The organism is Leptospiraceae bacterium (assembly GCA_016708435.1).
GTDB lineage: Bacteria > Spirochaetota > Leptospiria > Leptospirales > Leptospiraceae > UBA2033.
Genome location: JADJFV010000033.1, coordinates 342,017 through 356,446, shown reverse-complemented (window position 1 = coordinate 356,446; position 14,430 = coordinate 342,017). Strand labels below are relative to the sequence as shown.

At 38.2% G+C, this 14,430-nt stretch carries 10 protein-coding genes; 3 read left to right on the top strand and 7 right to left on the bottom strand.

The features are described 5' to 3' along the window. Positions 1 to 49 precede the first annotated feature (49 nt). Positions 50 to 784, bottom strand: a complete 735-nt coding sequence (locus tag IPH52_22400; protein MBK7057750.1) for a Fic family protein — start codon at positions 782 to 784, stop codon at positions 50 to 52. A 461-nt stretch (positions 785 to 1,245) separates the two neighbouring features. On the opposite strand from IPH52_22400, the gene IPH52_22395 reads away from it, so the two are divergent. Then, entirely contained in the window at positions 1,246 to 3,969 is a 2,724-nt protein-coding gene (locus tag IPH52_22395; protein MBK7057749.1) for a phosphoenolpyruvate carboxylase, read from the top strand. Between the two features lie 140 nt (positions 3,970 to 4,109). Here the strand turns inward: IPH52_22395 and IPH52_22390 are convergent, their stop codons facing one another. Then, positions 4,110 to 5,600 (bottom strand): hypothetical protein, encoded by a 1,491-nt coding sequence (locus tag IPH52_22390; protein ID MBK7057748.1) that lies wholly within the window; start codon positions 5,598 to 5,600, stop codon positions 4,110 to 4,112. A gap of 244 nt (positions 5,601 to 5,844) precedes the next feature. Between IPH52_22390 and IPH52_22385 the strand changes: the two genes are divergently transcribed. Then, the gene (locus IPH52_22385) at positions 5,845 to 6,156 is read left to right on the top strand and encodes a hypothetical protein (protein ID MBK7057747.1); all 312 of its coding nucleotides are present in this window, start codon (positions 5,845 to 5,847) and stop codon (positions 6,154 to 6,156) included. Positions 6,157 to 6,316: 160 nt separating this feature from the next. Here IPH52_22385 and IPH52_22380 read toward each other — a convergent pair whose 3' ends face one another. The 4 genes from IPH52_22380 to IPH52_22365 form a co-directional block, all read right to left on the bottom strand. Then, positions 6,317 to 7,042 (bottom strand): hypothetical protein, encoded by a 726-nt coding sequence (locus tag IPH52_22380; GenBank protein ID MBK7057746.1) that lies wholly within the window; start codon positions 7,040 to 7,042, stop codon positions 6,317 to 6,319. Between the two features lie 561 nt (positions 7,043 to 7,603). After that, positions 7,604 to 7,936, bottom strand: a complete 333-nt coding sequence (locus IPH52_22375) for a hypothetical protein (GenBank protein MBK7057745.1) — start codon at positions 7,934 to 7,936, stop codon at positions 7,604 to 7,606. A gap of 134 nt (positions 7,937 to 8,070) precedes the next feature. After that, on the bottom strand, positions 8,071 to 8,436 hold the full coding sequence (locus IPH52_22370; GenBank protein ID MBK7057744.1) for a hypothetical protein: 366 nt from the start codon (positions 8,434 to 8,436) through the stop codon (positions 8,071 to 8,073). 47 nt (positions 8,437 to 8,483) lie between these two features. Next, positions 8,484 to 10,646, bottom strand: coding sequence for an NHL repeat-containing protein (locus IPH52_22365; protein ID MBK7057743.1), 2,163 nt, complete (start codon positions 10,644 to 10,646; stop codon positions 8,484 to 8,486). 248 nt (positions 10,647 to 10,894) lie between these two features. Here IPH52_22365 and IPH52_22360 point away from each other — a divergent pair, with 248 nt between their 5' ends. Further along, positions 10,895 to 13,456: a putative Ig domain-containing protein gene (locus IPH52_22360; GenBank protein ID MBK7057742.1), complete on the top strand. Its 2,562-nt coding sequence runs from the start codon at positions 10,895 to 10,897 to the stop codon at positions 13,454 to 13,456. A 91-nt stretch (positions 13,457 to 13,547) separates the two neighbouring features. Here the strand turns inward: IPH52_22360 and IPH52_22355 are convergent, their stop codons facing one another. Continuing rightward, positions 13,548 to 14,426, bottom strand: coding sequence for a hypothetical protein (locus IPH52_22355; GenBank protein MBK7057741.1), 879 nt, complete (start codon positions 14,424 to 14,426; stop codon positions 13,548 to 13,550). Between the last annotated feature and the right edge of the window lie 4 nt (positions 14,427 to 14,430).

Here is a 14,430-nt window from a genome sequence, read left to right as displayed (position 1 = left end):
TAACCCCAACGTGCTAATTTGGTATGGACGCATGACTAAAAGAGTATTATTAAAAACCCAATAGTCGTTGGTATTGTTTTAAAGCATCTAACTCTGCATCTGCTATGAGTTGAACAAAATTCCTAGTTTCCTTTTTTGTAATCCAGTCATCTAATGTTTGGTAATAATTGAGTCTACTTTCTACTGTAATGATACAAGGCAAATAACCTGCCTTCATCAATTCTAAGTTCATGAGTAGACGAGAGGTACGACCGTTTCCATCACTGAATGGATGGATTCCTACAAAATCAGCATGAATTTTTGCGGCTCTTTCTATAGGGTGTAAAGTGTTGGCTTGGGAATGATACCAGTCTACCAATTGAGACATTTTATCTATCAGTAAACTGTGATCCGGTGGAATATGACTTGCCCCCGATATGGTTACATTCATAGTTCTATACCCCCCAGCTTGTTCATCATCAATATTTTTCAAAATCAGTTGGTGGATACTTCGAATTTGCCACTCTGAAAATGGTTCATTCTTTTGAATAATATCTAAGAGGTAAAGAATCGCCTCTCGATGGTTAATTGCCTCAAAATGTTCTCGTAAGGTTTTACCGCCAATCGTAATTCCGTTTTCCAATACTACCTTGGTTTCCAGCAGAGTAAGGGTATTACCTTCGATAGCATTCGAGTGATAGGTCCAACGCAAAATTAAATCGTCCAACTGGTTTTTCACCAAACGAGGATCTAAGGGACGAAGTTTGTCTAAATGCTTCTTTAGTTGATCAATTTCTTCGAACATAGGAAACCTACACCGCCTTCGGAAACGTACTTGTCATTTGCGATACTCCTGTATTTTTCCAGATAAAAAGGCTATTTACATGATTGCAATCTGAAAATCGAATAAAGTGCTTTTTTTAGCACTTAGCAATCAGATAACTTGCTTAACTTTCTTTTATCTCGATTCTTTTGGTTTTTAAGTTTGCATTCTTAGTCTAGCAAATTTTCTATCCAATAAACAAATCAAGCGGCTAATTGGGTGTAAATTGCAATGGTGAAGAAATCGGAATAGAAATCATCTAAGGCTTCCATTTCTTTTATTTTTGGATTATTTCATTATCTCCAAAGATTTTTTTCATTATTATAGAAAAAGAAACCCCAAAGAATAAAAAAGCCCAGTCAAAATAATGCACCAAAGTTTTTCAACAGAGATGCAATTCACAAATTATAAATACATTTAACAAAACCAAGATAGGGGAGATTATGAAAATTAGAAAAGACCTTACATACACATTAAACTGTTTAAAGGAAGTATTAACTGAGCTAAATGAGAAGGAAGCGCTTTCCATTTTAGAAAAAGTAGAATCAGGCTCATTAGATTTGAGTCAGTTAAATTCACAGAGTTCCGAAAAAACTTCACAGGTATTATCACTTTACTTTCAACTTTTAAACATAGTAGAAGAAAATGCCGCAGCCCAATACAGAAGAAAAGTCGAAACCGAAAAAGGAGCAGAAGGTCAAAAAGGACTCTGGGTAGAAAAGTTAATCGACTTAAAAGAAAAAGGATTTTCCCAGGAAGATATTTCAAAGCAGTTGCCTAATATTTATTCCGAGATAGTTTTAACAGCCCATCCAACGGAAGCAAAGAGAATTACAGTTTTAGATCAACACAGAGTTTTGTATTTGAATCTTTTAAAATTAGAAAACTCAATGTGGACTAACTCCGAAAAAGAAATGATCCGAGAAGAAATAAAATTATCCTTAGAGCGTTTGTGGAGAACGGGAGAAATCTATTTACAAAAGCCAGATGTAATTTCGGAAAGAAATAATATCCTTCATTATTTAGAAAATGTATTTCCAAATGTGCTATCGGGTCTTGACGATAAACTAAAATTTGCATGGAAGCATTTAGGATTTAATTCAAGTTTAATCAAGGACTCTAAAAACTTCCCACTCCTCGGATTTGGAAATTGGGTAGGGGTAGATAGAGATGGTCACCCTTTTGTAACTCCGCAGGTAACAGAGGATACCCTCAAAACTTTTAGAACAACAGCAATTCGATTAATCGAAAATGAATTAACAAACTTGATAAAAAAGTTAAGTCTCTCTGATAGATTGCAAATGCCGTCTGATCGCTTCTTGACTAAAATTGCTGAATTAGCAAAGCGCATGGGAAACACCGGAGAAGAATGTCTCAAGCGAAATCACGATGAACCCTGGCGTCAGTATGTAAATCTAATCATTCACCGCTTGCCAACTGAGACAATGACGGATTATTCGTATTATTCACCTGAAGAATTGTTGGCTGATCTGGATACTCTCAATTTGTCGCTAACTGAAATTTCCGCCAATAGAATTGTAGAAAAGGATATTTTTCCAATTCAAAGACTCATTCAAACTTTTGGATTTCATTTAGCTTCCCTCGACATTCGACAAAACAGCAAACACCACGACATGGTATTTGAGCAGATTTTAAAGAATGCAGGTTTTGAAGATTTTCAATTTTCGAATTGGTCAGAGGACAAAAGAGTTTCGTTTATCAATAGCGAACTACAGAGTATGCGTCCATTTTTAATTTCCGATTCGCATACCGAAAAAGAATCGGAGGACTTGTTAACGTATTTTAGAATTGTAAAAAACAATTTAGCAATCTCAGGAGCTAAGAGTATCGGTGGAGTCATAGTTAGTATGACAAGATCATTATCCGATCTCTTGCTAGTTTATCTTTTTGCAAAAGAAATTGGGCTTCTTCATTTGGATAAAGATTCTGGAAAACTATTTTGTCCTTTGAGTATTGTTCCTCTTTTTGAAACAGTGGAAGATTTACAACAAGCTCCCGAAATTTTTGAAAAGTATATAACGCATCCAATCGTAAAAGAAAGTATTCTCCATAATCAAAATAAATATCCAGGAAAAAATCCAATCGTTCAAGTCATGCTAGGCTACAGCGATAGCAATAAAGACGGTGGTATCATTGCGAGTCAGTGGAATTTATATCTATGCCAGAAGCGGCTAACGGATATTGCAAAGAAACACGGATTGGAAATCATGTATTTTCATGGAAGAGGTGGAACGATAAGTCGTGGTGGTGGAAAGATGCATAAATTTATGCAGGCACTTCCTCATTTTTCTTTTTCTGGAAAAATTAGAATGACTGTGCAGGGAGAAGTTATCTCGCAACAATTTGCGAATCGAAATACAGCTATTTACAATTTGGAATTAATATTAGCTAGCTCTGCATCTACTAATATCAAGCATTCTTCTTTACCAAAAAGAGAGCATCGCTTTGAAAATTACATGAATGATCTTTCAGAAAAAAGTAAAGCGGTTTACAGAGAGTTAATGACTGATCCTGATTTTATGGAATTTTATAGTTTCGCAACACCTATAGACGTAATAGAGAATAGCCGCCACGGTTCAAGACCATCTAGAAGAACAGGAAAAAGATCTCTTGGAGATTTGCGTGCGATTCCCTGGGTCTTTAGTTGGAATCAATCCAGGTTTTATCTTCCCGGTTGGTATGGAATTGGAAGTGCACTCGAAGAATTAAAAACAAAGAATCCAGAAAGTTTTGCTCTTCTAAAAACAGAAGTGAAAGATTGGAATTTTTTATATTATGTAATGAGTAATGTAGTATTGAATCTTGTCTATGCAGATCCTGATATTATGAAGTTATACACAACGTTAGTTCCTAACGCAAAGCTCGGAGAAAAATTCTTAAACACTATTTTAGCTGAATACAATAAAACGGTTCAGTTCATGGAAGAAATTTTTGATTCAAAGCTAGGAGTAAAAAAACCGCAGTTACTAGAATCATTCCAGTATAGAAAAAACGGATTAGTTTTATTGCACAACGAACAAGTAAAACTTTTGAAAAAATGGCGAGAGCTATTGGCTAATGACAATAATCCGGAAGGAGAAACAGTCCTAATGAATTTGCTCTTAACCGTAAATGCAATTGCAAGTGGATTAAAGACTACGGGCTAAATTTAAAAAATAGGAACTATGTTAAAAGGCAAACATAGTTCCTATTCTCAACACATGTGCATTTGCCACAGCGGAGGAATATTGATATGGAAATTTCACTTCTTGTAATTGGATATTTCCTGTAGAAATATCAAAGCTTTTTATGTGAGCGAATGCATTCTTTCTGCTATCTGGATCTTGATAGAATGTGCGTATGTATTCATGTTGAAAAAAATTTTTAAACGATCCGCAAACATATACGTTATGTGGTATCCAAACTCGCTGTTTTCTCGAACTCTTCCCAGATGGTTCGCAGTCCAAATACCATTTGTTGGATCTCCTTGAGCTTTGGAAAAATCACGAAGAATTCCTTTTTTAGAATCCGAGAAAGCAGGACTCAAATCTTTTTGATTCCTTATCTTTGTCACTCCTAGTAAGACCCCGACCTCCCATTTCGGATCGATTTTATAAATGAAAGACAACCAGACTCCCCTTTCTTCAATTGATTTAACCTCTGTTCTGTTTTGATTGTATTTTCGTAAACTATGAGAATAGGAGTCGTTCAATAATCCTCCCGTTTCTGACTGAATGAAAACACTTTGTGGAGAAGAAAGAAAACTATTATCGTTTGTAGTTACCTGTGCTTGACCTATTCCTAACGTATTCAAATCAGAGAGATTTCTTCCCCAATTGATTTCCCATTTTACTCTAAACTTACTATTAGAAAGTTTCATTTCGGAACCTGCAGACAACCCGGTCGCGTCTCTTCTGATTCGGTTTGATTTCCCTATTTCGGAAGCCAGCAAAAATGAATCAGAGCTGCCATCGTAAACCAAAGGTTTTCCATCATAGTAGGCAGGATCAAGAGCAGGATCATGATAGGATCTATTAGTATAAATTCCAGAAACAAAAATTGTATTCTGCTCATTAGGAGTCCATTTCATTTGTCCGGCTAAAGTCGGATTTTTATTTTTTTCAACAGAAATGGAAGGAGATGCGGAAGTGTTTACAGAAGAATTTCCCAGTGCCGTTGAAAACTGTAATTCTGGATTTAATTTGTATGTTACTCCGAATTGTTCCCGAATCCAACCGACATTCCCAGAATAAAATAAACTATTTATTATATTATAAGTTTCTGGATTCAGTGGAGAAAAAATATCCCATTTCTGACCTGTAAATAATTCTACATTGTTAGTTAGTTTAGCGTTTATATATGCTTGTCGTAGTCTTGGTCTTACATTTACATTGGGTGTAGATTTATCAAAATCAATAAAATCCATTTCAATAATTCCATTGAGCAAATTACCATACTCCGCTTTGAATCCCAATCTTGTATCTGCTAGTTGAATACTAGATGTTGGTTGGTTATCATTTCTTTGCACATGTCGTTTCGCTTGGTTAGGTGCAACTAGATTTTCTCTTCCATAACTTAGAACAGAATGATTTGCATAAACATAATCTGTCTTTAGGAATCCGTAAAAACCCAACTTTAATTCCATAGATTTATCTGAGATTGGAATTATTTTTGTCTCTGTAATCTCGCCCTCTGTTTTTTCTTTTTTAAATTCATTTTCTTTATCTTGCGAGAAAACAGAAAAAACCGAGAGTAAAATCATAAGAAAAAAAATAATATTTATTTTGAAATTAAACATAACAAATGCTCCTTTGAAAAATACGAATAACGATTACACTTCATTAGCCTCTTAATAGTTAAACATTAAAGTATAATACGTGTTAGTCTAACTTTTATTTTTTAGAAATGAATGTTATTAACAACTAAAAATTTAAAATGATTTCCAAAAACATTCTCTGAAATTTTTTTTAATAAACAAATATTGCGAACTAAAAAGAAGTTGTTGAGTCTAATTTTTAGTTTTATAAATCATAGGAGATAAAATGAAAAAAATAATTTCAATACTGTTGTTAGTTCTGTTTTCTTTTTCTGCGTATGCAGTAGAAGATATCGAAAGGCTAATGGTAGAAAAAGCAGAGAGCCCTCAAGAGAAAAAAGCGGTTCATAATTACCTTTTAAAAGAAGCTGATAACAAAAAGAAAATGGCTGCAAGACTGAGAGAAATGGCTAGTGTAAAGAAAGGTGGAAAAGCTACTACTCAAATCAATCATCAAAAAGAAATGCTAGAAGAAGCAAAATCTTTAGATGATTTAGCAAAAGCATACGAAGAATTAGCTACAAAGGTAGAAAAATAAAATACCGGATAGTTTTTCTTTTTTATAAAATTTTAAAAAACAAATGTTGCTATTTTTAAATTTCAACATTTGGTTTTTTTTTATTCATTTTTTTCCCTTCTCAAAAAACAAGATTGCACAGTCTCACTGTTGCTGATTGTAACCCCAGAAGTCGTTGCGCTTAGACTACCTCTTTTAGTAACTGCGGGTTATTTGCGAAGGCGAGTTTTGCGATGGTGAAGAAATCGGAATAGAAATCATCTAGGGCTTCAATTTTTTTATCTCTGGCTTTTGTGGCGATGACTGATTCTGCATTCTCTCGATAAAAATTACTGTAGGCAGATAGTGAACTTAAAAAATTCCCTTTGAAACCGGTCAATTTTTTCTGATCATAACTAAAGACGGACATGGCTTCGAGTATGCTTTCATCATTCAGAGCATTGTCATAAAAAGTTTGCATTTGGTCGTTTAATCCACTGATGGTTTGCTTTTTTACTTGATCTGCTCCAAGTTTGGTAAGCTTTTCGGGTTGTTTTTTGAAGGCGACTCTCGCGACACTCAGTGCTCCGAAATAATCTCTCTTAGCGATAGCAAAAAGCCTTTCAAATTCAGCATGAGCCTCGAACTTTTCTCCAAATTCCTTTTGCTGATAGCTATTTGCCTCCACGGCTTCGTTGTAAAGATTTTCAAAGAAAAGAATTCTCTCAGAGTTATAACCAAAGACCGCCAATTGAGCGGAGATTTCTGGATTGTTTTTGCTATTGTCTAAGGCTCTTTTAACAATTGCTAGTCTTTGAGCGATATTTTGCTTTCGATAAGCCTTGGAATGCGAATGCTTTGTAGATGTTTCTTCTGTCTTGGCGGGTATTTCTGCCTCATTTGTATTATTTCCCGATTTTAGTGTCATGTATCCTCCCTATTACTACTCTATCTTAGACTACAGATAACCATTTTCTGTTATTAAGACGAATTTTTTTAGAAATTATATCGATTCTCTTAAAAAAAATAGGGTTTTCCTTGGTATAGATAGAATATTTCTTCTAAAGGATTGTGTTTTCTCCTCGATGAATAGGATTTTACCTATTAAGGATGATAATTTCCCTTTAATGGATAGTATTTTCCTAATCAATGAGAGCAGTTTCCCTTCAATGGATACAATTTTCTCATTCATAGATAGGATTTTCCCCATTAAAGATGAAAGTTTCCTATCTATGAATGGCATTTTCCTTATTAGGAAGAGTATCTTCCCCACTTTGGATAGCATTTTCCTTACTAGATGTTAAACTTTTCCTGATTGATCGTGAATTTTCTTCCTCAGATAGCGTAATCGTCGAGAATTTTAGAGACTTTTCTTTTAATGGGCAATTAATAATGCGTAATGAGTAATGTTTTCCATTGTAGTTTTAGCATTGTATCTCGAATTTCATTCCTCATTCCTCATTCCCAATTACGCATTACCGACAAGTGGCTAAGAAGAAAAGATAAACATTGATAAAATGAAAAACACAACAGGTGGCACTAACGGCATACCAGAGAGAATTGCCGCCAATCGGTTTTTACGGCGCTTATAGGCAATCCACGAAGCAATACTCATCCCAATTGGGAAAAGTGGATAAGACCAAACTACAATAACAACAGCCCATGCGGCTATGGTTATGCCAGCATCGAAAGACATTAAGGACATTGTTGCCGAGACAGCCCAGAACGCGAGCGAGCAAATTGCAAAAAATTGTGAGACAATCAACCAGATCAATAATCCAGTTCGTTTTGGCTCTTCTATTGTTGTTTTAGATTCATTCATATGTAACATTTTTTCCTATTTTTGCATACATTGATAGCATGCTGATATACTGTATGCTTTAAAAAATATATTTTCTTTATCTTTATAGTAATTTGCTTCCAACATCTCCCATAATTCTATTCCATTCTGCCAACTCAATACCACAAAACTCGATTGTTCAAACGATCTGCAATATACAGTGAGCCATCTGTATCAACTGTTACGGCAGCTGGAACATTCAGACTATTCGCACTTATCCCACCATTATTAAGAGTATTTGTGGTAAAACTACCACCCTGCCCATAGACTCGTGTTGGCGTAGTGCTGATATCGGGATAAAATAATACTCGATGATTTGAATAATCTGCGATGTATATTCCGCCGATACCGACGGCAACCCCATACGGTTGGTTTAAACTGTTTGCGCTTAAGGAAGGATTATTGGCGGTTCCAGTAGAAAAACTACCCGCTTGTCCATATACTCTTGTCGCGGTCGTATTAGTCCCTGAATAATAAAGCACTCGGCTATTAAACGCATCCGCAACATATATTCCACCTGAATCTAAAGCTAAATGACAGGGGCATTTAGACTATCCGCACTTAATCCAGGATTGTTAGCAGTGCCAGTCGTAAAACTCCCCGCTTGCCCGTAGACTCTTGTAGCGGTCGTATCAATCCCATTAAAATACAATATGCGGTGATTACCTTGATCAGACACATATAGACCATTTGCATCCAATGCAAGTCCATACGGTGTGTTAAGACTATCTGTGGCTACAGTGCCACCATTATTGAGAGCATTTGTAATAAAACTACCACCCTGCCCATAAACTCTAGTAGCAGTCGTGCTATTACCGGAATAATAGAGCACCCTGTGGTTAAGGGAATCAGCGATGTAAACACCACTGCCATTTAGCGCGATACCATTTGGTGAATTTAAGCTATCCGCACTGACTCCACCCTTATTGACAATATTTGTTGTGAAGCTACCGCCCTGACCATAGACACGAGTGGCTGTAGTGCTATTCGTAGGAAAAAATAAAACACGATGATTTGAATAGTCAGCAACATACATACCACTTGCATCTACCGCTAAAGACTTTGCTAACTTAAAAGAATCTCCACCATCGCTGATCAGGTTGTTAGCAGTGGCAATTGTAAAACTACCTTGCCCATAAACCGACGTGGCTGTTGTGCTAGTTCCCGAATAATAAAGCACCCTATGATTAGAATAATCAGCGACGTAAACTCCACTGACATCCAAGAAGACTCCATAAGGCGCACTAAGACTACTCGCACCTAATCCACCAGTATTAGCAGTGTTTGTTGTAAAACTACCACTCTGACCGTAAACTCGCGTTGCTGTAGTACTAGTCCCAGAATAAAAAAGCACACGATTATTAGAGGTATCTGATATATACACGCCACTCGCATCCAATGCGACATCATACGGACCGTTTAAGCTATCCGCGTTTAACGCTGGATTGTTAGCAGTACCTGTTGTAAAAACGCCGCCCTGTCCATATACACGTGAAGCAGTGGTGCTAATTCCAGAGTAATAAAGCACCCGATGATTCACTGCATCAACGATATATACTCCACTGGCATCGGCTGTCACATAAGGTGGATTACGTAAACCGTTAGCAGTTGTGGCAGCAGTAGCAATTGTAAAAATACCACCCTGTCCATATACACGTGTAGCGGTGGTGCTAATTCCAGAGTAATAAAGCACCCGATGATTCGAAGAATCCGCAATAAATACTCCACCCGTATCCACCATTATACCTATTGGAGCATTTAGGCTATTCGCGGTTATCCCGCCATTATTCGCAGTACCCACAATAAAGCTACCAGCTTGCCCATACACACGAGTTGCGGTAGTATTCGTCCCCGAATAATACAGAACACGGTGGTTCAGGTTATCAACGATATACACTCCACCTGCATCTACTGCCACACTTGTCGGTCTATTTAAACTATCCGCACTCAATCCACCTTTATTTGCGGTATTAGTAATAAAACTACCACCCTGTCCGTAGACACGTGTGGCTACCATACTCGTCCCAGAAAAATACAACACCCGATTATTATTAAAATCAACAATATATGTACCACCAGCACTATCTTTTACTACTTTAGAAGGAGTATTTAATGTATAAGCACTCAATGTCTTCACGGTGGTAAAGCTTCCATCCTGTCCGTAAACCCGCAGAGCAGTAGTACCTGTGATATTTCTTTTTACCGTTAGGGTAAAAACCTTTGTATCACTAGTTCCTCCGCTTTTAGAAATCGTAGCTGTCAATGTCACGGTAGCATGATTAATACCAACAGATCTTGTAACTGTTCCAACAGTTCCGGCAATAGCTACGGCTCCATTATTGCTGCTCCAGCTAATTGTAGTACCACTGGCACCCGCTATTGAGACAGTAAAATTCTGAGTCACATTGGAGGAACTATCGCTTCCCGCATAGGTAATCACCAGAGCCGCTTTGTCTGTAGCGATTGCTGTATCAGCTGCAGATGTTCCAGTGCCCGTTCCTGTTCCCGTGCTCGCATTAGCTACTGGATTGGAACTTCCTGCCGCGAAGATGGCGATAGCCGAAGCCATTGTTGATTGATCTTTTTTCTGCTTGCCGCACCCGGTAACTGCCAGAATTCCGATTAGAAAGATAATCAGCATGGACAACGTCCTTCCGACCCAATAATGACTATTTCTCTTTAGAAATTTCATAAATATCCCCTTAACAAAATACCAATTTAAGCAAGGAGAATGGAGAGGAGAATGGAGAACCACCCCTCTTTGCCTTGTGTAACAATTAGAAATGAAGTAAGACAGTCAATCTTAATACAGATTTTCAGAAGAAGCGGGTAATTTGGCTTTACATATTTGGAATCATCGCGTTCAATGTATGGCGTTCTGTTGAGGGTTTTCACTTGAGACTAAAGTCAATCATCTTATGTTTTATTTTTTCCTCATGTTTGCCTACATTAGAAAGAAATGGCTTAGAATTTCTGTTCCTTTTTAAACTCAAAAATAGTAGCAATAGCTCGTCTTCGTCTTCACCAATTGCGATTAGCTATGCAGGTTCTCCCTACACATTTACGCAAAGCATTCAAATCAATACGATTACTCCAACGATTTCAGGAAGCATAACATCCTGCTTGGCAAACCCAGCCTTGCCAACCGGACTTTCCATTGATAACACAACTTGTGCAATCAGTGGCACTCCGACGACAATGCAAGCGACTACTATTTATACAATTACTGCTTCCAATGCATCGACTAGTGTCTCGACAACTATCAGTATCACCGTGAGTGCAACTGCACCGGCTAATCTTGTTTATGCGGGCAGTCCTTTTACTTTCAGTCAGAATATTGCGATCACAAACGAGACACCAATGATAACTGGCACTCCTAGCTCTTGCAGTTCAAGCCCTTCCCTTCCAGCAGGACTTATTCTCAGCAGTTCTTGTGTTCTGAGCGGAACTCCAACTACCATACAATCGACGACTACTTATACGATTACTGCATCGAATTCATTTGGCTCAACGAGCGCGACTATAAGCATTGCTATTAACTCGGGATTTTTCCAATTTAGCTTTGCAGCTGGCTCTCTCGTTGAGGCTGGCGGCTCTGGATTGACTTTGGCTGCTGTCGGAGCACCAACTTTAGCAAATGGAAAAGATGGAGATGCAAATGGTAGCTATAAATTTGATGGTTCGAGCCAGTATTTAACGATTGCGAATCCTGCTGGATTGCCAACTTCCTCTTCTGCTAGAACTTATTGTGCCTGGGTAAATCCAACCGCCACCCCGAATAACAGTGTTATACTCTCACAGGGCACAGCAAGCACTGACAATGCAATGGGGCTAACACTTAACGCCACTTATCCGTCAACGGATGTTTCTTTTTGGAGTTGGGGCACAACAGGCTATGCTACTTACACTCCAAAAATCAATACTTGGCAGCATATCTGTGGAACGCTTAGCGGAACGACTGCGAGTATTTATGTAGATGGAAAACAAATTGGAACTGGAACTCTTCCGACTGTAAATACCACATTAGCTGTCTTAAACGTTGGGGCAAATGTCAATTTCAGCAATAAATTCACAGGCAAAATCGACGACGTTCGTATTTATAATTATGCATTAACAGCAGCTCAAATTCGTCAGATTGCAGTGCAAGTGCCAACAAACCTTTTAGCAAGATACGATTTCAACGGGAATCCAGCAGACGCAAGTGGAAACAACAACAGCTTGACATCCTCTGGAGCACCTGGCTTAACAAAGGATAGAAGTGGAACAACAAACAGCGCCTATACATTCAATGGGGCAACTAAATTTTTCACAACAACTCCAGTAACTACATCGGTTGCGGGAAATGTAACTCTTTCTGCTTGGTTTCGACCAACTGCATTCAATGCAGGCTTAAATTATATAGTAGTCAATGGAACGGGATCCGATGGTTACGGGATTCTGATAGATGCAGGGGCGGGCAATGTTCTAAAAGGAATATTGGGAGGAGCCGCCTATATACCATCAACCGTTGCCCCACCTCTGAATGTTTGGAGCCATATAGCACTCATTGCAACTGGAACCAACTGGGATTTAAGATTAAATGGAGTTTCTATTGCGACACTGGCAGCAACAACTCCAGTCACTCCTACCACTGCCACTTATATCGGATCGGATGCAGTTACAGGATATTTCACAGGTGATATTGATGACGTTCGGATTTATAATGCTGCTTTGACAAATGCAGAGATATTGGCTTTATCCGGTTATCATCCGATGCAGGTTTCAACTTGGACAACAACGCCTGCAACAAGCAGTTTAAAGATTCACTTTCAAGCAGATAGCCTAAGCAATCTAGCGAACGGAAACAATGTTGCTTCTTGGAATGATAATAGCGGAAATCTAAACCATGTGACCGCGGTGAATCCCCCCATTTTTGCTGCTTCTGGTTTGAATGCAAAACCTTCTGTCAGTTTTTCCAGTGTGTCCAATCAGCATTTAATAAGAGCAGGTAGCTCTGGTCTGACAGGATCAAATTATGCAATTTTTAGTGTTTTTAATCCAACACTCGTAGTAAGTTCTTCGCATGGAATCATATCCATTGCTTCTGGGTGCAACTCTTATGAAAAAGAACAAATGATTGTTTGGATGCCAGGACCGGTTCATCATATTGCAGAGGCAGGACTTTGTAACATTATATCTGTGCCGGGTTCGAGCGATCCTCTAGTATCAGGCAATTCGTATATAGATAGTTTCACTTACCAAATCAGTAATACTGCTAATCTCTATTTGAACGGGAAAACAGTCGCCTCCGTGGCAACTCCTGCCACGGCATTTTCTTCTGCAGACTACGACATCACCGTTGGACAAAGAAGGGCGCAGGGGGCAGCCACAGCCTTTAATGGACAAATAGCAGAAGTCATTTATTTTGATGGAGCATTTACGAGTGTAAACCGCACTGTCGTAGAATGCTATCTATCCTCAAAATATAATATTCCCTTAGATCCCACAGTGAGCTGTCCATAAGGGAAAACGATAAATGGAATTTTTTAGGATAAGTGCATTCTATATTGATAAAATCGGATATAAAAATGCACTTTGATTTCTAAAAATTAGGTCACGGTTTCTTATATAAACTCGGCATTAGCTTTCCTGTCCATTTTGCTCGCAGGACTGCAATGCTTCCGTTAGTCTTAGGATCAGCATCCCAGAAGCTAAAGCCAAATTTTTCTCTGTGGAACCAAGGTCCGGTATGTCCACCCCAAAAGCCTTCTGCCGCTAGTGTGTTACATAAGCCACGAGACCATTTGAGTGACCAAGGAATATTAGACTTTGGCGCAGGGAATACACCCTCTGCTCCAGCTTGGGTAGTGCAAGTTTGTGCAGTTCCACCAAAATAAGGTGCTTGGTCTGCTGCACTTGGGATAAAACTCGCTCCACAATGCGCATCAGTATTTAATTTACCACAAGGACCGGCAGCGGAAACCTTTGTGCCAGGATACTTTGTATCCCATAGAGTTGTATATTTTCTTTCATCTCCCCAATGGGCTCTTTTGAACATACACTGGTCTTTTTGAACTTGTCTGTCTGCACTTGTATATCCAACTAATGCCCGAACATGGTTGATTGCAATTCTATGCCACTCGTCCACTTCTGCTTTTGTGGGGTTTTTGTTGTCTTTGAACGGATTTGTTTTGTAAAAAACTTCCCTGATTCCACGAACCCGATCTACACTAGGACAGATTGCAGCAAAAAATTGGGCTTTGGTCATTTTGGTCGGATCGTAAATTGTTTTTCCATCCCATTTGGAAGCCTCCCATTGTGCTTTTGTAATCCAAGTGACACTATCAGGATCGTGAGCGGTTATACCCGCAGCAAAAGGTTTGGATTGAAACGTTTTCCAATCAGCTTGATCTGGTGTAAAAGTATCATTGGCATATAGAATTGAAATTTGAAAAATCATATAGCTCAAAAAAATAAAAATTGTTTTATTCATCGTT